The organism is Nocardia shimofusensis NBRC 100134 (genome assembly GCF_001613125.1).
Classification (GTDB): domain Bacteria; phylum Actinomycetota; class Actinomycetes; order Mycobacteriales; family Mycobacteriaceae; genus Nocardia; species Nocardia shimofusensis.
Window position 1 is genome coordinate 116,057 of sequence record NZ_BDBT01000001.1, and the last position, 18,669, is coordinate 134,725.

An 18,669-nucleotide genomic window follows, 5' to 3' on the forward strand; every position below is an offset into this window, starting at 1 on the left:
TTCCCTACCGACGGGCCTTGCGCGTCACCACTCAGGGGTGGAATCCGGTCATCCTCGAGATTGACCGTCGCCGCCAGCGCCTCGGGGTCACCCCGATCGAGGGTGTCGGGGGGCTCACCCAGCCGGTGCCGCCCGGTCGTCCGGTCAGCGCTGCGGCGACGAGGCCTGGGCCCAGAAGCGCTTGGGGATGCGGCCCGCCTGCCGAGCCAGCAGGCCCGCGCGCACGGCGTCGGCCATCGCGGCGGCCATGAGCGGGGGCTGCTTGGCGCGAGTGACGGCGGTGGCCAGCAGCACGGCCGAGCAGCCGAGTTCCATCGCCGCGGCGGCGTCGCTGGCCGTGCCGATGCCCGCGTCGAGAATCACCGGGACGCCCGCCGCTGCCACGATCATCTCGATGTTGTGCGGGTTGCCGATGCCGAGGCCGGTGCCGATAGGGGAGCCCAGCGGCATGACGGCCGCGCAACCGGCATCCTCGAGGCGGCGGGCCAGGACCGGGTCGTCGTTGGTGTAGGGCAGGACCGTGAAACCGGCGTCGACCAATTGTTCTGCGGCGGTCAGCAATTCGATCGGGTCGGGCAGCAGGGTGCGCTCGTCGGCCACGACCTCGAGCTTGACCCAGGTGGTGTCGAGCGCCTCGGCGGCCAGTTGCGCGGTGAGCACGGCTTCGGCGGCCGTGCGACAGCCCGCGGTGTTGGGCAGCGGCATGATGTCCAGTCGCTTCAGCAGATCGAGCACGCCGGTACCGCCCGCGGCGTCGACGCGGCGCATGGCGACGGTGGTCAGCTCGGTGCCGGAGGCGACCAGCGCCTCCTCCAGCACGGTCAGGTTCTCCGCGCCGCCGGTACCCATGATGAGCCGGGAGCCGAATTCGCGGTCGGCGATGCGCAGCGGCGGCAGTGCGGGAAACTCAGCCACCTTGGACCGCCGTCAGCACCTCGATCGACCAGCCGCGGCCGACCGGTTCGTCCCAGCGCGACTTCGGGAACACCGCGCCGTCCACGGCCACGGCCACACCCCGGCACGGCAGCGTCAGGCGCTCGAGCAGTTCGCGCACGGTCAGCGGCTCGGGGAACTCGTGGTCCTCGCCGTTCACCGTGACACCGATGGGGATGGACATGGCGGTCATCGAACTCCTCCTGAGACGGACGGCGACGCCGGGGAAGGCGTCGTGGTGAAGCGGCGCGGGTCGGCGCCCGCGGCCTCGGGCAGCGCGTCCCCGGCCAGCACCGCGAGCGTGGCGTCCACGGTGAGCGGGACGGCGAGCATGCCGTTGCGGCCGTGGCCGGTCGAGGCGACCACGCGATCGGTGAGCCTGCCGATGAGCGGCAGGTTGTCCGGGGTGCCCGGGCGTAAGCCCGCGCTCGCCTCGGCCAGCTCGTACTCGCCGATCGCGGGAAAGACCGCTTCGGCGTCGGCGATGAGATCGCGCACGCCGCCGACGGTGACCGTGGTGTCGAAGCCGACCTCGTATTGGGTGGCGCCGACCACCATCCCGTGCGCGCGCGGCACCAGATAGACCGGGCGGCCGTGCACCCTGGCACGGATCACCCGGCTGGGCGCGGGCGCGACGCCGGGGCGCTGCCGCAGGCGCAGGATCTCGCCCTTGACCGGGCGAACCGGCAGGTCGGGCCACAGCCCGCCGGAGGCGGCTCCCGCGGAGACGACCACCTGGTCGAACTCCAGCGCGGCCGGATCGGTCACGGCGTGCTCGCGCAGTTCGACCCCGGCGGCGACCGCGGCGTCACGGAGCGCATCGAACAGCAGCCGGTTGTCGACGGCGGGTTCGCTCGACAGCAGTCCGGCGCGGACGGTTCGGGCCAGCGCCGGTTCGAGTTCGCGGACCCCGGCACGGTCGAGCAGCCGCAGCTCGTGGCCGCGCTCGCCCACCCAGTCGGCGACGGTGCGCAGATCGGCGGTGTCGGCGGAGTCGAGCGCGACGGTGAGGGTCTGGTCGGCGACGAAGACGTCCACTCGGGTGGCCGCTGCCAGCCGGGCCGCGAAATCCGGCCAGCGCGCCAGCGAGGCGGCGCCGAAGTCGAGAACGCCGTCCTCCCCCGGCCAGCCTTCCGACAGCGGGGCGAGCATGCCGCCCGCCACCCGGGAAGCGCCCGAGCCCGCGGCGGCGTCGAACAGCGTGACCCGCCACCCGGCCTCGGCGGCCCGCCAGGCCACCGCGAAACCGATGGCGCCGCCGCCGACCACGGCCAGAGTCCGCATGTCTTCCACCTACCTGCCCGGCCTACCACTCGGCACCTGATCTCGGCGCGCGAACGCCCTGTGCTCGCTTCCCCACGGTAGCGCGGCTACCGTCTGTGACGTGCATCCCTCCCACCCGAACCGCCCCCTGCCGCCCCGCGAGCGCCTGGCCACGGCGCGGCTGTACCTGTGCACCGACGCGCGCCGGGAAAAGGGCGATCTGGCCAGGTTCGCCGACGCCGCCTTCGCCGGTGGCGTCGACATCATCCAGCTCAGGGACAAGGGCTCCGCGGGCGAAGCCCGATTCGGCCCGCTGGAGGCCGAGGCCGAACTCGGCGCGCTCGCCGAACTCAAGGCCGCCGCGCGCAGGCACGGCGGACTGCTCTCGGTGAACGATCGCGCCGACATCGCCCTGGCCGCGGGCGCCGACGTCCTGCACCTCGGACAGGGCGACCTGCCGCCCTCCTACGCCCGCCGCATCCTCGGCCCCGACGTGGTGATCGGCCGTTCCACCCACAACCGTGCCCAGGCCGGCCTCGCCGCGATCGACGAGCACATCGACTACTTCTGCACCGGCCCGGTGTGGTCGACCCCGACCAAGCCCGGCAGGCAGGCCGCCGGTCTGGAGCTGGTCCGCTCCACCGCCGAGTCCCATCCCACCCTGCCCTGGTTCGCCATCGGCGGCATCGACGCCCAGCGCCTGCCGGAGGTGCTGGCGGCCGGTGCCCGGCGGATCGTCGTGGTGCGCGCCATCACCGAAGCCCGCGATCCGGAGGCCGCGGCGCGGGAACTCAAAGACACCCTGCTGGCCGCCGCCCCGGAGTAGCGCCGGAGCCGGTCGCACCCCACCGACCTGCGCGCGGCATGGTCGGAGGCGTTCGGGTCGACCGGCCTGAGCCGGTGGAACAGCTCAGGCGAGGATTTGGCGGACGGTCATCGACAGCGTGGACACCGCGGCGGTGACCTCGCATTCGGCGGCGGTGACCTCGCCTTCGGCGGCCGAGACGATGCGAGCGGCGCCGCCCGGCCCGTCCGGGTCGGCGTGCAACCAGAAGAACCCCTGGTCGGCGAGGTCGACCGTGCGGGGCAGGGCGGCGGCGATCGCCTCGGCGTCACCGGCGGCGTCCAATTCCTCCCATACGGCGCGAGCCGGGGTGGCGCGCAGGGCGGGCCAGGCGGCGGCGAAGCCGGGGTGCAGGGGGCGGTCGGTGACTTCGTCCTCGGGGACCCAGGCCAGTTCGAGGCTTTCGCGGTTGGCGCTGGTCTCGAGCGTTGCCGGGGCGTCGGCGACGACGGTCGTGTAGGTCCAGCCGCTGGGCACCGACGCGGTCACCCGCTCGGCGCGGACGCGGATCTCGGTGTGCGCGATGCCCGCTTCCTCCTCGGCTTCGCGGACGGCGGCGTGCACGGAGGATTCGTGGCTGTCCTTGGCGCCGCCGGGCAGCGCCCAGGTGCCGCCCTGATGGCTCCACGGAGCGCGATGCTGCAACAGCACGGCCGAACCTCCGCCCGCGAGCGGCGCTCGCAGCAACAATCCGGCAGCACCGTACTTGCCCCAGTGCCGTAGGCCATCAGGGCCGATGGACCACCCGTCGCCGTCACCACGCATCGCAACCATCCTCGTTCCGCCACGATGCACCTCCCCCGCCGCACCCGCCTCGGGGGTGTTCGACGCACCGTGGCATCGATAGGACCACAATAAACTGCGATGCAGGCGCACGGCCGGGACGCGGACCGCGGAGGTGGACGGATGACACGGGCGGACAGCGGGCCCGGCGCGGGGGCGGGGCTCGAGACCGGGGCGGACGCGGATCACGAGGCCGACGCGCGGCCGGAGACGGCGATCGGCGGCACACGGGCGGGGGCCGGATCGGGGGGCGGACATGGCCGAGACCGGACCGAGGCGGGCTCGAACGAGCCGTGGCCGACACGGGAGGTGAGAGCCACGGCGAAGCCACGCACCGGGCAGCGAGCGGCCGCCGCCCTGCGCGAGCGGCTCGCCCCGGACAACGTGCGGGCTTTCGCGAATTCCTCGCCGGGGTTGCTGATCGCGGTGGGATTGCTCTTGATCGCGTTGTGCGCGAGCGCGGCCGTCGTCACCGCCGATGTGGTCGGCGACCGGCAGCTGGCGCTGGACGTATTGCTGGCCGAGACCGAACCGGAGGCACATTCGGCGCACCGGCTCTACACCTCGTTGTCGATCGCCGACGCCGCCGCGAGCACCGCCTTCATCTCCGGCGGGCTGGAACCGCGGACAGTGCGCGAACGCTACGCCCAGGCCGTCGGCGAGGCCGCGGCCGAAGTGGTGATCGGCGCGGGCGACGCCGAGGCCGACGACCGGTTGCGCACCGGCATCGCCACCGGCCTGCCGGTCTACACAGGGCTCGTCGAGACCGCGCGAGCCAACAATCGCAGCGGCTACCCGGTGGGCGCGGCGTATCTGAGCGAGGCATCCCACCAGATGCAGAGCACGCTGCTGCCGATGGCCGAGGAACTGGAGGACCACCGGTCGGCGGCGGTCGACGAGGCCGGGCGCAGACATGTGCGGCCACCGTGGACGGCGATCGTGCTGCTGCTCGTGGCGCTCGGCGCGCTGGCGTGGGTGCAGACCTTGCTGACCCGGCGATGGCGTCGGGTGCTCAATCCCGGTCTGCTGGCCGCGTCGGCGCTGATGCTGATCCTGCTGGCCTGGACGGTGATCGCCGGATCGATCTCGGCGGGGGCGATGATCGGCGGTCGCGACGAGGGCACGGTGCCCGGTTCCCGGCTGGTCGAGAGCCGCATCCTCACTCACCAAGCGCGCACGGCGGAGACCCTGAAGTTGGCGCGGCGTGACGCGACGGGCGACTACGACCGCATCTACGACGAGAGCATCACCCGGATCGCCGACCTGCTGGAGGGCTACTCGGACCGGGCTCCGGCCACCGACGCGGTCGGCGATGCCAGGGCGGCGCTGGACCGGTGGCGAGCGTCGCATCAGCGGATGAACGACGCACTGGCACACGGGGACTATCCGGGCGCCGCCGAGGTCGCCACCGGCGCGGGCGCAGCGCAGACCGCGGCGGCCGTCGACGCGCTGGATCTGGCGCTGGACGGCGCGCTGGACGAGACCCGGGTCCACCAGCGCGAGCACATCTCCCGCGCCGCACGGGTGCTGGACTTCCTCTCCCCCGGCGCGCTGGTACTGGGACTGCTGGCGGTCGGCGGCGTCTGCGCCGGCATCTGGCCGCGACTGCGGGAGTACCGGTGAGGGCCCGGCGCGCGGTGTGCGCCGCGCTGCTGGCCGGATGCGCAATCCTCACCGGCTGCGGGTCGGCGCCGGAACCGTCCGGTCGTCCGTCGGGGTCGGGCTTCGTCGGCCCGCCGTTGCCCGCCGGAGCGGAACTGCTGGACACCGCCGCCCCGCTGCCGCCGCGCGAGGACGCGTCCTGCGGCGATCCGACCGCGAGCCTGCGCCCGAACGGCGCGACCAGCGGTCCCACCCTCGACGCGATCCGCCGGCGCGGCAGGCTGGTCGTCGGCCTGGACACCGGAAGCAACCTGTTCAGCTTCCGCGATCCGACCACCGGCCGGGTCGTCGGGTTCGACGCCGACATCGCCCGCGAGATCGCCGCCGACCTGCTCGGCGATCCCGAACTGGTCGAGTTCCGCACGCTCAGTTCGGGCGATCGCGAGCAGGCATTGCGGGACCGGACCGTGGACGTGGTCGCCAAGACCATGACCATCACCTGCGAGCGCAAGGAGAAGGTCGCGTTCTCCACGGTGTATCTGCGGGCCGACCAGCGGGTGCTGGCGATGAAGGACTCGGGCATCGACGGCATCGAGGATCTGGCAGGCAAACGGGTGTGCGTGGTGCGCGGCACCACCTCGCTGGACCGCGTCCGCCGCGAGCAGCCCGCCGCCGCCGTGCTGACCGTGCCGAGCTGGGCCGACTGCCTGGTGGTGCTGCAGCAACGTCAGGTGGACGCGGTGAGCACCGACGACGCGATCCTCGCCGGTTTGGCCGCTCAGGACCCCTACACCCAGGTCGTCGGCGACAGCATCAGCGCCGAGCCCTACGGCATCGGCATCCCCAAGGAAGCCGACGACCTGGTGCGCTTCGTCAACCGCACGCTCGAACGCCTGCGCTCCGACGGCACCTGGACCACCCTCCACCAGAGATGGCTCTCGGTCCTCGGACCCGCGCCGACCCCGCCCGCCGCGACCTACCAGGACTGAGCGCCGATGACCGAACCCGACGCCCCGCGCCCCGGCACCCCGTCTCCCGGCGCCTCGCGCACCGACGCCCCCCACCACGGCCCGCCCGACGAGACGGCGGGCGCCCGCACCGAGCCGCTGCGCGTCCGCCGGGACGCCCCCGAGACCGCACCCGCCACCGTCGCCCGGCCGACGCGCGAGCCGAGCGACCTCCCTGCCACCGATCCGGTGTCCCGATCGCCCGCCTCGCCGCGCGCAGCTGCCGAGGATTTCCCGCCGACGGGCGCCGTGCCCCGGACCGGTACCGAGCACTTCCCGCCGACCGAAGCGGTCGCCCGACCCGGCGACGAAGACATCCCACCGACAGGCGCCACGCCCCGACCCGGTACCGAGCACATCCCACAGACCGAAGCGGTCGCCCAACCCGGCGACGAGGATTTCCCGCCGACGGGCGCCATGCCCCGACCCGAATCCGGCGGCTTCCCTACCGGATTCACCCCGCGTCCGGTGTCCGGGCACGGTCCCGGACCACGGTCGACGCAGGGCTCCGGGCCGGATTCGAAGCGCGGCTCCGGCGCGGGCCCTGGTTCGATGCCGACCGCGTCGGGCCGCAGCGTGCGGACCGCCCGTTCCAGACCGACGGTGCGCAGGCTCGGCGGCGGACTCGTGCCGGTCCCGGCGATCCCGCCCGCCGATCCGCTGGCCGCCGTGCTGACCGACCCGGTGGTCAGCGAGGGCAGGCGCTATTGCGGACGGTGCGCGAAACCGGTCGGCCGGGCGACGGCGGTGAGCCCGGCGACCTCGGCGGGAGTATGCGAGAACTGCGGCGCGCCTTATGATTTCCGGCCGTCGCTGCACGCCGGAGACATGGTGGCCGGACAGTACGAGATCCAGGGCTGCCTGGCGCACGGCGGGCTGGGCTGGATCTACCTGGCGATCGACCGCAATGTGAGCGACCGGTGGGTGGTGCTCAAGGGGCTGTTGCACGCGGGGGACGCCGAAGCGCAGGCGGTCGCGGTGGCCGAGCGGCAGTTCCTGGCCGAGGTGGCGCATCCGAGCATCGTCAAGATCCATAATTTCGTCGAGCATCCCGGCACGGACGGCGAGCCGGTCGGCTACATCGTCATGGAGTACGTGGGCGGCCGGTCACTGCGGTCACTGCTCGACGATCATCCGCGCCCGGAGCGGATGCCGATCACCGTCGCCATCGCCTATCTGCTCGAGATCCTGCCCGCGCTGGACTACCTGCATTCGATCGGCCTGGCCTACAACGATCTCAAGCCCGACAACATCATGATCACCGAGGACCAGGTCAAACTGATCGACCTCGGCGCGGTCACCGCACTGGACGCCTACGGAACCTTGTACGGCACCAGGGGTTTCCAAGCCCCCGAGATCGCCTCCACCGGACCCACCGTCGCCACCGACATCCACACCGTCGGCCGCACCCTGGCGGTGCTGACGCTGGATCTGCCGATGGACCGCGGCTACTACGCCGACGGCATCCCTGACCCGGCCCGCCATCCCGTGCTCGCCCGTCACGAGTTCTTCCACCGGCTGCTGCTGTGCGCGACCGACCCCGACCCCGCCCGCCGGTTTCCCTCGGCGCGCGCGATGTCGGCGCAGGCGGCGGGGGTGCTGCGGGAGATCCTCGCGTTGGAGACCGGCGAGGAACATCCCCAGCTGTCCACAGTGTTCAGTCCCCAGCGTGCCGGGTTCGGCACCGAGGAACTGATCAGCCGCACCGACGCCTACGTCGACGGCATCGCCCGCGACGCCCTGCTGCGCAGCACCGATGTCGCGCCGGCACTGCCGATCCCGCTCATCGACCCGACCGATCCGGCGGCCGGACTGCTGGCCGCGACCCTGCAACCCGACCCCGACCAAGCACTGGAGGCACTGCGGGCGGCGTGCGAGCGCATCGAGGCCGATCCCGAGCACGCGCCGGGCACCGCGCGCACGGAGCTGCGGCTGGCCGAGGTCCGCATCCGCCTCGATCAGGGGCACGCCGCCGACGCGCTGCGTCTGCTCGCCGGACTCGAGCCCGCCGACTGGCGGGTGCACTGGTTCCGCGGACTCGCCGATCTGCGCGAGCAGCAGTTCGAGTCCGCGTTCACCGGTTTCGAGGAGGTGCTGCGGGTGCTGCCCGGCGAGATCGCGCCCAAGCTCGCGCTCGCCGCCACCGCCGAACTGATTCTCCAGCACTGGGATTCCCCCGACCGGGAGCAATGGCGCGCCTACGCCGAGAAGTACTACGAGACCGTCTGGCGCACCGACCGCGCGGTGGTCAGCGCCGCCTTCGGCCTGGCTCGTCAGCTCGCCGCCGCGGGCCGGGTGGACGACGCGGTGCGCGCCCTCGACGAGGTCCCCGCCGCCTCCCGCGCCTTCACCACCGCCCGGCTCACCGCGATCCTGCTGCTGCTCACCGCCGCCCCGGTCGCCGAGCTGCCCGAGACGACCCTGCGCGTCGCCGCCGACCGGATCGCGGCACTGCCCACCGGCGAAGGCCGGGTTCGGCAAATGCGCGTGATCGTGCTCGGCACAGCCCTGGCTTGGTTACAGGCGGGCAACGAACCCGCCCGGCGCGACGCCGAACTCCTGGGCGCACCGTTCACCGAGCGCGACCTGCGTGCGGGCACCGAAGCCGGTCTGCGCGCGCTCGCCCGCGTCGCTCCCGGCCGCGCCCACCGCTACGCGCTCGTCGACCTGGCCAACGCGCTACGCGCGAAAACCCTTTTCTGAGCCCAGGGTTCGCCCCGGCGCGATCGACTCGGCACACGCAGGCCGAGGAGACACAAAGAATCCCGCTCGACCCCGGATTCGGAACTCATCGTCCCGGCCGGTCGGCTCGCCGGACAGAGACTCCTCGCGAACCGGGCTCAGGCGCTTGTCACGACCCGGCTCGCCGCGCGGGCGATCGCCAACTCCTCGTTGGTCGGCACCACCAGCACCGCGACCGGCGCGTCCGGCGGCGAAATCCGCCGCGCCGAGCGGTCTTCCGAGGTGTTGAGTTCCTGGTCGACCTCGATGCCGAAGGCGCTCAGACCGGCCAGCGCGTCGGCCCGCACATCCGGATTGTTCTCGCCGACGCCCGCGGTGAAGGTGATGACATCGACGCCGCCGAGCGCCACCAGATACGCGCCCAGGTAGCGACGCAGCCGGTGGACGTACACGTCGTAGGCGAGCCGGGCGTTCTCGTCGCCGGCGTCGATGAGCCTGCGCAGTTCCCGGAAATCGTTGACCCCGGCCATGCCCTTGAGCCCGGACTCGCGGTTGAGCAGCTCGTCGATGCGTTCGACATCGAAGCCTCCCGCGTGCGCGAGGTGACCGAGGATGCCGGGATCGAGGTCGCCGGGCCGCGTGCCCATGACCAAGCCCTCGAGCGGGGTGAGCCCCATCGAGGTGTCGATCGGCCTGCCGCCACGCACGGCCGAGGCCGAGGCTCCGTTGCCGAGATGGAAGATGATCTGGCGCAACTGCTTCGGATCGCGGCCGAGGAATTCGGCGGCCCGGCCGGAGACGTATTCGTGCGAGGTCCCGTGGAATCCGTAGCGGCGGATGCCGTATTCGGCGGCGACCTTCCTGTCGATGGCGTAGGTCGCCGCGGCGGCGGGCAGGTGGAAGAAGAAGGCCGTGTCGAACACCGCGACCTGCGGCACGCCGGGCAGCAGCTCGCGGACACTCTCGATGCCGATCGCGTTGGGCGGGTTGTGCAGCGGGGCGAGGTCGGCGAGCGCGAGGATGGTCGCGACCACCTCGTCGGTCACCGGCGTCGGCTCGTGGAACACCTCGCCACCGTGCACCACGCGGTGCCCGACCGCGCGCAGTCCCGCTCCGGCCAGATCGAACCCGGTCTCGTCGAACAGCTCGAAGACCTGCTGCAACCCCGCCCGGTGGTCGGGGATGCGTCCGGAGCGTTCGAGAACACGTCGACCGCAATGGTGTTCGACAGCGCTGTCGTCCTCGCCGATGCGCTCGACCAGGCCCGAGGCCGCCACCTCACCCGATTGCGGTTCGAGCAGCTGGTATTTGATCGACGACGAACCGCAATTGATCACCAGCACGAGATTTTCACTCGTTGTCACAGCCACTCCTGCTCCACTCACCTCTCCGAGTCCCACGCTCAGCCCTGCGCCTGGATGGCGGTGATGGCGATGGTGTTGACGATGTCGGCCACCAGCGCACCGCGCGAGAGATCGTTGACCGGCTTGTTCAAGCCCTGCAGCACCGGGCCGATCGCGACCGCGCCCGCACTGCGCTGCACCGCTTTGTAGGTGTTGTTGCCGGTGTTGAGGTCGGGGAAGATGAACACCGTCGCGCGGCCCGCCACCTCGGAGTCGGGCAGTTTGGCGTCGGCGACGGTCGGCTCGATGGCCGCGTCGTATTGGATCGGGCCCTCCACCAGCAGTTCCGGCGCGCGCTCGCGCACCAGCCTGGTCGCCACCCGCACCTTGTCCACGTCCGCGCCGGTGCCGGATTCGCCGGTCGAATACGACAGCATCGCCACCCTGGGCTCGATGCCGAACCGGGCGGCCGTGGCCGCCGAGGAGATCGCGATGTCGGCGAGCTGTTCGGAACTGGGGTCGGGCACCACCGCGCAGTCGCCGTAGGCGAGCACGCGATCGGCCAGGCACATCAGGAACACGCTCGACACGGTGTCCACGCCCGGCACCGTCTTGATGATCTCGAAGGACGGGCGGATGGTGTGCGCGGTGGTGTGCGCGGCGCCGGAGACCATGCCGTCGGCGATGCCCTCGTGCACCATCATGGTGCCGAAATAGGAGATGTCGCAGACTTTTTCGCGAGCGCGGTCCAGCGTCATGCCCTTGTGCCTGCGCAGCTCGGTGTAGGTCGCGGCGAACTTGTCGAGGTATTCGGAGGTGCGCGGGTCGAGTACCTCGGCCTCGCCGATATCGACGCCGAGCTCGGCGGCGCGGGCGCGCACAGTGGTTTCGTCGCCCAGGATCACCAGGTCGGCGATCTTGCGCTGCAGCACCCGGCCCGCGGCGCGCAGGATGCGGTCGTCGTCGCCCTCGGGCAGCACGATGCGCTTGCGGTCGGCCCTGGCGCGTTCGATGAGCTGGTATTCGAACATCTGCGGGGTCACCACGTCACTGTGTTCGACACGGATGCGGCTGAGCAGTTCCGGCGCGTCGACGTGCTGTTCCATCAGTGCGAGCGCGGTGTTGACCTTGCGCGGGTTGCCCGCCGACATCTTGCCCCTGGCGCGGTAGGCGGCACTGGCGGTGTCGTAGGTGCCCAGCTGCGTGGTGAGGATCGGCAGGCGGGGTTTCAAGCCCTCCATCAGCCGGGCGATGGCCGGGTGCGGAAGCAGACCGCCGTTCATGATGATGCCCGACAACGAGGGGAAGCTGACCGCCTCGTGCGCGTTCACCACGCTCAGCAGTACATCGGAGCGATCCGCGGGCGCGACCACGACCACGCCGTCGACCAGCCGTTCCAGGATGTGCTCGGCCGTCATGCCGCCGACCATGACCTTCAACGCCTCGCGCTGCAGCAGTTCCGGATCGCCGCTGTACATCTGCCCGCCGACAGCCTCGCAGAGCTCGGCCATGGTCGGCGCCATCAGCAACGGCACCTCGGGCAACGCCCAGGAGGGCATGTCGAATGCCGCCAGGGCCGAGAGCACTTCGCCGATACGCTCGGGGGCGCACCGATTGGCGACGACCGCGACGGGGGCGCCCGCGTGCTCGGTGCGCAACTCGCTCACGCACACCTCGACCAGATGCTTGATCTCGGCGGGCGTGCGGTCGGCGCCGCGCACCACCAGCAGCACCGGCGCACCCAGGTTCACCGCGATCCTGGCGTTGAACCGCAGCTCGCTGGGACTGGCGACCTCGGTGTAGTCGCTGCCGACCACCACCACCGCGTCGCAGACCGCGGCGACCTCGTGGAAACGCTCGACGATCTCGCTGATCGCGGCGTCCGGGTCCGCGTGCACCTGCTCGTAGGTGACGCCGATGGCCTGCGTGTAGTCGATATCGGCGGTGCTGTGCTCGAGCAGCAGTTCCAGGATGTGATCGAGTTCGGTGGTCGAGCGCGTGATCGGCCGGAACACTCCCACCCGCGCGGTGGTCGCGCAGAGCATCTGCAATACGCCGAGGGCAACCGTCGATTTCCCGGTCTCTCCTTCGGGGGAGGCGATGTAGACGGTGGACGGAGCGGTGTCGGCCATGTCTGTAGAGCTTAGTGAGCGGCGGTGATCTTGCCCGGCGCACCTCGATGCCACCGCGCACCGCCATCAGGAAGCCGCTGGGGTACAGGGGAATCGACCCGAGCGTATCGAGGGTGCTATTGACAGCACGCTGTCAATAATGACAACATACTGTCAACCCTCCGGAAGGAACCGCATGTCTCCGATTCCCGTCTACGCCGCCGTCTACGACACGCTCGCCGACTGGGAGGTCGGCGCCGCCACCGCGCACATCAACGATCCCTCGGGGCAGCTCGAACCGGGGCGCTACGAGGTGGTGACGGTCGGCCCCACCCGCGAGCCGATCAGGACCAAGGGCGGAGCGCGGATCGTGCCCGACCTCGCGCTGGACGAGATCGATCCGTCGCACGGCGCGATGCTGATCCTGCCCGGCGCCGAAACCTGGGTCACCGGCGAACTCACCGCCTTCGCCACCGCCGCGCGGCAGTTCCTCGCCGCGGGCACCCCTGTCGCCGCGATCTGCGGCGCCACCTTCGGCCTCGCGGCCGCCGGCCTGCTCGACACCAGGAAGCACACCAGCAACGCGCCCGAATTCCTCGCCTACAGCGGCTACGCGGGTGGTGACCATTTCGTCGCCCAGCCCGCCGTCACCGACGACGAGGGACTCCTGGTCACCGCCTCGGGCACCGCGCCGTTCGAGTTCGCCCGCGAGATCTTCGGTGTGCTCGGACTCTACGAACCCCGCATCCTCGACGCCTGGTTCCGCGTCTTCGACAGCCAGGACGCCGACGCCTACGCCGAACTCGCCGCCTACGAGGCCGCGCGGGCGTGAGCGTTCCACACACCCCGTCCGAACAGGAACTGTTCAGCGCGGCAGCCATCACCTCCTTCCGTCTCAACGGCCGATTCCTCGCTCTGGCAGAGGAATTGGCCCACCCCGCCGGCTTGACCGCGGCATGGTGGCAGGTGCTCGGCGCGGTCATGCCCGAGCCGCTGCCGGTGGCCGGTGTCGCCCGCGCCATGGGCATCACGCGCCAGAGCGTCCAGCGCATCGCCGATCTGCTGGTGGACAAAGGCCTGGCCGAATACCGCCCCAACCCTGCCCACCGGCGCGCCAAGCTGGTCGCGATCACCGACGAGGGGCTGGCCGCCGTGCGCGCCATCAATCCCCAGCACGCCCGTCGCGCAGCCGAACTCGCCGATCTCCTGGGCTACGACCGCTTCGCCGAGATCGTCCTCGCCCTCACCGAACTGACCGCCGCCATCGAAGCGATGACCGAACCCGGCCACGAGAATCCACGACAGCCGACCCGAGCCGCGAGCAGCTGATCCGCGAGACCGACCTCTTTCGGATGCGGGGAGATATGGACGTGCCCTGGGCTCGCCGGCATGTCCGCCGACGAGCCCAGGGCATCGGTTCAGAAGCCCCGCCGAGTCTTCGGCTCGGTCAGATGCCGAAGGGTGCTGCGTAGCGGACAAGGCCGCTGGGCAGCTGTGCGGAGTCGAGACTCAGTGCCATCAATGCCTCGTCGGGGACGTCGATACTCAGCCGTATGCCGTACTCGGAAGCTCGGGTGAAGCCGAACCGCGGGTAGTAGCTCGGGTGCCCGAGAACGATCACGAAGTGCTCCCCCGCCTGCGCGGCAGCCTCGAGAGCGGCTCGGATAGCGGCCGAGCCTGCCCCGGTCTTCTGGTACTCGGGCAGGACCGCGCACGGTCCCAGGCACAGCGCCGGGGTGTCGTCGACATGACAGCGGGTCAGTAGTGCGTACCCGACGGGGTTGCCGTCCGGCCCCGCGCTGAGGATCGACAGGTCGCCTATCCACGCGGAGTCGGTGCGTAGCGCATCGACGAGGTCGGCCTCCTCTGCCGTCTCGAAGGCGCCGAGGTTGATCTTGCGGATCGCCGGGATGTCGGCGGCGGTCTCGGCGCGAGTGATCCAGTTGGTGCGAGTGCTCAAAGCAGTTCTCTCCGTTGGTGATGGTCGGTTGCACGGCCACGGATACGCGATGCCACACGCGGCGTCAGCGCCGGTGAGAGGTGCGATCCGAGGAGGCCATGGTGATTGCGCTGCGCCGTGGCAGCACTAGTTCCGGTTCCGGACCCGGGCGCAGCGCTGCCCGGTCGCCTGTGCACACGGAATGACCGGCGTCGAGGGAGGTGACCGCCGCGCTGTCCGCACGGCCGGGCCCTGACGCGGTGACCGTTCACAGCGGCCGTGGTCGGCCCGCACGATACGAGCGGGAACCAGACCAGCGGCCGCATGCTCGACGAACAGTGCTGCGAACGAGCCGCCCCCACCGAGGCTACGAGCCGACACGGCCCGCACCACTATCGGCGATGGGAATCGATCAGACCGGAGCCCGGGACGTGAGGATGGTCCGGGCGCTGCACAGGGCAGCGATCTTCACGGCAATCATCAACTCACCTCTTGATCTCTCGCACCACTTCGAAATTCGGACGTCCGAAGCTAACACCGGACGTCCGTATCCGCCAGCGATATACGGCCGGCCTTCCCATCTGTGCGACGTCTCAGCGCGAGCTGCGCCGCTGACGTAACTTGGCGGCAAATTCCTGGGCCTTGCGCTGATTCTCCGGCTTGGCCGCCTCGCGCTTGACGACCTGGAAAGCCTTGATCGCGACACCACTCTTGATAGCCTTGCCGAGCATTCCCATCGCGCACCTCCGGTTGTCCGCCTTGTCGAAACCGATACTTCGAACGTACCGGCCCGAAGCGGGCATCGGCCGCCCGCTCGTGGCGCGGTTGCGCCCTCGGCCCCGCCGACCGGAACGATGCGCCGGCGGTACATGGCGCCCCTCGAAGGGCAGCCTGCCGGCCGGGCATGGGCGGGCGAGGCAATCAGAGAGTGCCGGCAATCGAGCGCCTAGGGCAGGTAGCGGTTCTCGGGAAACATTTCACGCCGATGTTTCTGCCATCGACTCATCAGCTCGGGGAGTTCGGCGCGCATGAACCGGTAATACTCCAGGGTCTCGCGAACGCGGCGGCCGCCGGGGCGGGCCTCGTCGAGCAATTCGGCCCCTTCGGCCAGGAAGCGCAGCGAACGGTCGAGCGCCTCCTGGCGCTGAGCGGTGATCGCGTACCAGACGTCGTCGTCATAGACACGGTAAGTGTCGGCGCGGGCACCCGGTTCACGTTCGCGCCCCAGCAGCCCGGTTTGCACGAGGTAGCGGACCGCCCCCGAAATCGCCGCCGGGCTCACCCGCAAACCGGTCGCGAGCTCTTGGGCGGTGTAGCGCTCGGCGTCGTCGGCGAGGACATAAGCGAAGACGCGGGCCGCCATCCTCGGCATGCCGGAATCCACGAGCAGCAGCGCGAACTGCTCGACGAATCGCAGGACAGCCTGTTCCTGCTCGTCCACTACCAACCTCCAGAAGTCCGCGGTCAGCCGCCGCTACATCATAGCCTTCATACTATTCACACATTTGTGAAATCTATGTACGCTCGGATGATGGACATCGCAATCTCCAGCCTGCGTAAGACTTTCGGCCGCACCACCGCCCTCGATGAGCTCGATCTCGAGGTGAGCCGAGGCGAGGTACACGGGTTCCTGGGCCCCAACGGCGCCGGGAAGACCACGACGATCCGCGTGCTGCTGGGCCTGCTACGCCCGGACGGCGGATCGGTCCAACTCCTGGGTCGCGACCCGTGGCGCGACGCGGTGTCACTGCACAGACGTCTGGCCTACGTGCCCGGTGATGTGGAGCTGTGGCCGAATCTGACCGGCGGGGAGGCCATCGATGTGTTCGCCCGGTTGCGGGGCACGGCCAACCCGGCCCGCCGCGACGAGCTGATCGAGCGGTTCGATCTGGATCCGACCAAGAAGGCCCGCACCTACTCCAAAGGCAATCGTCAGAAAGTCGCGCTGATCGCGGCCTTGGCCTCGGACGCGGAACTGTTCTTGCTCGACGAACCCACCGCAGGGCTCGACCCGCTGATGGAAGTGGTATTCCAGGATGTCGTCGCCGAAGTGAAGGCACGTGGGGGCACGGTGCTGCTGTCCAGTCACATCCTGGCCCAGGTGGAGAAACTCGCCGACCGGGTGAGCATCATCCGCGCCGGCCGGGTGGTGCAGACCGGCACCCTCGCCGAACTGCGGCACCTGACCCGCACCACGATCGAAGCCGTCACCGAACGCCCCGTCGGCGATCTCGGCAACCTGTCCGGCGTGCACAACGTGCACACCGAGGACGGCAAAGTTCGCTTCGATGTCGACGCCGATACGCTCGACGACGCGGTCGCTCGTATCAGCCGCGCCGGACTCCGCGCGCTGACCAGCCACCCGCCCACGCTCGAGGAACTCATGCTGCGTCATTACGGCGGCGAACTCACCGCTTCGGGTAATGGGGCGATCAAATGACCAGCACCACAACCTGTTCCGGCGCACCCACCGCTGCTCCGCACGAAGCGGGGCCGGGCACCCGGCGCGGTCCGCTCGCGGGCACAGGCATACTGCTTCGGCTCGACCTGCGCCGCGACCGCATCAAGCTCCCGATGTGGCTGCTGGGCATCACGGCGATGAGCTTCTACTACGCCGGCGCACTGCAGCAGGTGTACAAGACGCCCGACGACTTGCGAGCGGTCAGCCAGTTCGCCGAAGGAGTCGTCGGAGCACTCATCTCCGGACCCGGCTTCGGACTGGCGGACCCGACGATCGAATCGGTGATCGTCGCTGTGTACGGCCTGTACTTCCTGCTGCTCGCCGCGCTGATGAACATCCTGCTCATCTCCCGCCACACCCGTGTCGAGGAACAGGCCGGACGCGCGGAACTGGTCCGCGCCAACGCGGTCGGTCGCCACGCCCAGCTCACCGCCGCCCTGCTCGTCGCTCTCATCGCAGATATCGCGGTGGCTGTGCTGATCGCGAGCTCGTTCGCCGCGACCGGCCTCGACACCTCCGACGCACTGCTGTTCGGAGCCGGAGTCGGCGCAGTCGGCCTCGTATTCGCCACGATCACCGCGATAACCGTCCAAGTCACCGAATATTCGCGGACGGCATCCGGGCTCGCCGGGCTGACCCTCGGGATCGCCTATGTCCTCCGTGCGGCCGGGGACGCGATTCGGGAGGGTGGTAGCGCGCTGTCGTGGCTCTCGCCGCTGGCGTGGTCGCAGCAGACCCGCGCCTACGCCGAGGGGCGGTGGTGGCCCCTGTCGCTCTCGATCGCGTCGGCTCTGACGCTCACCGTCGTCGCGTATCTCCTGTCAGCGCGCCGTGACCTCGGCGCCGGGTTGGTCCCCGCACGGCCCGGCCCGCGACACGCCGCGAACTGGATGGACACCCCCGTAGCGTTGGCAGCACGGCTGCAACGCGCCGGTCTCGTCGGCTGGGCCTGTGCCCTGGTCGCCGGCGGCGCACTCTACGGCGGGATCGGCAACACGATCGTCGACTCCTTCGACGACCTGCCCGATCAGATGGTCGATGTGATGGGCGGTGATGCCGGCCGCATGCTCGACGGCTATCTGGGGACCATGGCGCTGTTCGACGCGCTCCTGGTCGCTGTCTTCGCGATCCTGGCTGTGCAATCCCTGCGAACCGAGGAAACCAGAGGTCGCACCGAACCGGTGCTGGCGACCGCGACCGGCCGGGTGGGGTGGTTCGCCGCGTGGATCGGCGTCGCGGCCATCGGGGTGCTCGCCTTGCTCGCCACAACCGGCGCGGCGTTCGGCATCGCGTTGTCTCTATCGGTCGGCGACGGCGCATACCTTGTCGACGGCCTCCTCGCCCACCTACTGTTCGCTCCCGCGGTACTGCTGGTGCTGGCGGTCGCCGCACTGCTCTACGGATTCTTCCCGCAAGCTGTCGGTGCCACCTGGGCCCTGCTCGGATTCTCGATGGTTCTCGGGTTCTTCGGACCGCTCATGAAGCTGCCGCCATGGATCCACGACCTGTCCCCGTTCCAGCACATCGCCCGCATGCCGTTGGAGGAGATGCGCTGGCCCGCGCTTGTCGTACTCACCGCTCTCGCGGCCGCAGCGGTGGTTGCGGGCGCCTATGCGTTCCGGGAACGCGACTTGGATACCGCTTAGGCGCGTGGGCCGCGCCGTTCGGTACCGCCGCCATCACATCGTGGGCGGTCGGGGC

Annotated in this window: 17 protein-coding genes; 8 read left to right on the forward strand and 9 right to left on the reverse strand. The window is 70.5% G+C overall.

Annotated elements, in window-relative coordinates; all coding sequences use genetic code 11:
- Positions 1-144: 144 nt before the first annotated feature.
- The 3 genes from NS3_RS00570 to thiO are packed head-to-tail and all read right to left on the reverse strand — an operon-like array spanning position 145 to position 2,217.
- Positions 145-915, reverse strand: a complete 771-nt coding sequence (locus tag NS3_RS00570; RefSeq protein WP_084494920.1) for a thiazole synthase — start codon at positions 913-915, stop codon at positions 145-147.
- Complete coding sequence (gene thiS, locus NS3_RS00575) at positions 908-1,126, reverse strand: sulfur carrier protein ThiS (protein WP_067852179.1); 219 nt, start codon at positions 1,124-1,126, stop codon at positions 908-910. The genes NS3_RS00570 and thiS overlap by 8 nt, the downstream gene beginning before the upstream one ends.
- A complete protein-coding gene (gene thiO, locus NS3_RS00580) occupies positions 1,123-2,217 on the reverse strand; it encodes a glycine oxidase ThiO (RefSeq protein ID WP_067852729.1) in 1,095 nt (364 codons plus the stop codon). The genes thiS and thiO overlap by 4 nt, the downstream gene beginning before the upstream one ends.
- A gap of 100 nt (positions 2,218-2,317) precedes the next feature.
- Between thiO and thiE the strand changes: the two genes are divergently transcribed.
- Entirely contained in the window at positions 2,318-3,022 is a 705-nt protein-coding gene (thiE, locus tag NS3_RS00585) for a thiamine phosphate synthase (protein WP_067852180.1), read from the forward strand.
- An 84-nt stretch (positions 3,023-3,106) separates the two neighbouring features.
- On the opposite strand, the gene NS3_RS00590 is transcribed toward thiE, so the two are convergent.
- Entirely contained in the window at positions 3,107-3,805 is a 699-nt protein-coding gene (locus NS3_RS00590) for an NUDIX domain-containing protein (RefSeq protein WP_067852182.1), read from the reverse strand.
- Between the two features lie 141 nt (positions 3,806-3,946).
- Between NS3_RS00590 and NS3_RS00595 the strand changes: the two genes are divergently transcribed.
- The 3 genes from NS3_RS00595 (at position 3,947) to NS3_RS00605 (ending at position 9,135) form a co-directional block, all read left to right on the forward strand.
- On the forward strand, positions 3,947-5,446 hold the full coding sequence (locus NS3_RS00595) for a GlnX family signal transduction membrane protein (RefSeq protein ID WP_174550411.1): 1,500 nt from the start codon (positions 3,947-3,949) through the stop codon (positions 5,444-5,446).
- Positions 5,443-6,414 (forward strand): glutamate ABC transporter substrate-binding protein, encoded by a 972-nt coding sequence (locus tag NS3_RS00600; RefSeq protein ID WP_067852184.1) that lies wholly within the window; start codon positions 5,443-5,445, stop codon positions 6,412-6,414. The genes NS3_RS00595 and NS3_RS00600 overlap by 4 nt, the downstream gene beginning before the upstream one ends.
- Positions 6,415-6,789: 375 nt before the next feature.
- Positions 6,790-9,135: a serine/threonine-protein kinase gene (locus tag NS3_RS00605; protein WP_373865266.1), complete on the forward strand. Its 2,346-nt coding sequence runs from the start codon at positions 6,790-6,792 to the stop codon at positions 9,133-9,135.
- Between the two features lie 137 nt (positions 9,136-9,272).
- On the opposite strand, the gene NS3_RS00610 is transcribed toward NS3_RS00605, so the two are convergent.
- Together NS3_RS00610 and pta are read right to left on the reverse strand one after the other, a co-directional pair.
- Entirely contained in the window at positions 9,273-10,478 is a 1,206-nt protein-coding gene (locus NS3_RS00610) for an acetate kinase (RefSeq protein ID WP_067852186.1), read from the reverse strand.
- A gap of 38 nt (positions 10,479-10,516) precedes the next feature.
- Complete coding sequence (gene pta / locus NS3_RS00615; RefSeq protein WP_067852188.1) at positions 10,517-12,589, reverse strand: phosphate acetyltransferase; 2,073 nt, start codon at positions 12,587-12,589, stop codon at positions 10,517-10,519.
- A 175-nt stretch (positions 12,590-12,764) separates the two neighbouring features.
- Between pta and NS3_RS00620 the strand changes: the two genes are divergently transcribed.
- Both NS3_RS00620 and NS3_RS00625 read left to right on the forward strand, forming a co-directional pair.
- A complete protein-coding gene (locus tag NS3_RS00620) occupies positions 12,765-13,400 on the forward strand; it encodes a DJ-1/PfpI family protein (protein WP_067852190.1) in 636 nt (211 codons plus the stop codon).
- Positions 13,397-13,897: a MarR family winged helix-turn-helix transcriptional regulator gene (locus NS3_RS00625; protein WP_067852192.1), complete on the forward strand. Its 501-nt coding sequence runs from the start codon at positions 13,397-13,399 to the stop codon at positions 13,895-13,897. Before NS3_RS00620 ends, NS3_RS00625 begins: the two co-directional genes overlap by 4 nt.
- Before the next feature lie 118 nt (positions 13,898-14,015).
- Here NS3_RS00625 and NS3_RS00630 read toward each other — a convergent pair whose 3' ends face one another.
- The 3 genes from NS3_RS00630 to NS3_RS00635 form a co-directional block, all read right to left on the reverse strand.
- Positions 14,016-14,528, reverse strand: a complete 513-nt coding sequence (locus tag NS3_RS00630; protein ID WP_067852193.1) for a GNAT family N-acetyltransferase — start codon at positions 14,526-14,528, stop codon at positions 14,016-14,018.
- Between the two features lie 572 nt (positions 14,529-15,100).
- A complete protein-coding gene (locus tag NS3_RS29385; protein WP_218018175.1) occupies positions 15,101-15,244 on the reverse strand; it encodes a hypothetical protein in 144 nt (47 codons plus the stop codon).
- A 209-nt stretch (positions 15,245-15,453) separates the two neighbouring features.
- Positions 15,454-15,948, reverse strand: a complete 495-nt coding sequence (locus tag NS3_RS00635) for a GbsR/MarR family transcriptional regulator (RefSeq protein WP_245649376.1) — start codon at positions 15,946-15,948, stop codon at positions 15,454-15,456.
- A gap of 87 nt (positions 15,949-16,035) precedes the next feature.
- Between NS3_RS00635 and NS3_RS00640 the strand changes: the two genes are divergently transcribed.
- Together NS3_RS00640 and NS3_RS00645 are read left to right on the forward strand one after the other, a co-directional pair.
- Complete coding sequence (locus NS3_RS00640; protein WP_067852197.1) at positions 16,036-16,947, forward strand: ABC transporter ATP-binding protein; 912 nt, start codon at positions 16,036-16,038, stop codon at positions 16,945-16,947.
- Positions 16,944-18,614: an ABC transporter permease gene (locus tag NS3_RS00645; RefSeq protein ID WP_245649377.1), complete on the forward strand. Its 1,671-nt coding sequence runs from the start codon at positions 16,944-16,946 to the stop codon at positions 18,612-18,614. The genes NS3_RS00640 and NS3_RS00645 overlap by 4 nt, the downstream gene beginning before the upstream one ends.
- Positions 18,615-18,669 lie beyond the last annotated feature (55 nt).

Excerpts from the sequence above, each read along its gene's own strand:
- thiS (WP_067852179.1), bottom strand. The coding sequence starts at position 1,126 with ATGACCGCCATGTCCATCCCCATCGGTGTCACGGTGAACGGCGAGGAC.
- thiO (WP_067852729.1), bottom strand. The coding sequence starts at position 2,217 with ATGCGGACTCTGGCCGTGGTCGGCGGCGGCGCCATCGGTTTCGCGGTG.
- NS3_RS00590 (WP_067852182.1), bottom strand. The coding sequence starts at position 3,805 with ATGCGTGGTGACGGCGACGGGTGGTCCATCGGCCCTGATGGCCTACGG.
- NS3_RS00595 (WP_174550411.1), top strand. The coding sequence starts at position 3,947 with ATGACACGGGCGGACAGCGGGCCCGGCGCGGGGGCGGGGCTCGAGACC.
- pta (WP_067852188.1), bottom strand. The coding sequence starts at position 12,589 with ATGGCCGACACCGCTCCGTCCACCGTCTACATCGCCTCCCCCGAAGGA.
- NS3_RS00620 (WP_067852190.1), top strand. The coding sequence starts at position 12,765 with ATGTCTCCGATTCCCGTCTACGCCGCCGTCTACGACACGCTCGCCGAC.
- NS3_RS29385 (WP_218018175.1), bottom strand. The coding sequence starts at position 15,244 with ATGGGAATGCTCGGCAAGGCTATCAAGAGTGGTGTCGCGATCAAGGCT.
- NS3_RS00640 (WP_067852197.1), top strand. The coding sequence starts at position 16,036 with ATGATGGACATCGCAATCTCCAGCCTGCGTAAGACTTTCGGCCGCACC.
- NS3_RS00645 (WP_245649377.1), top strand. The coding sequence starts at position 16,944 with ATGACCAGCACCACAACCTGTTCCGGCGCACCCACCGCTGCTCCGCAC.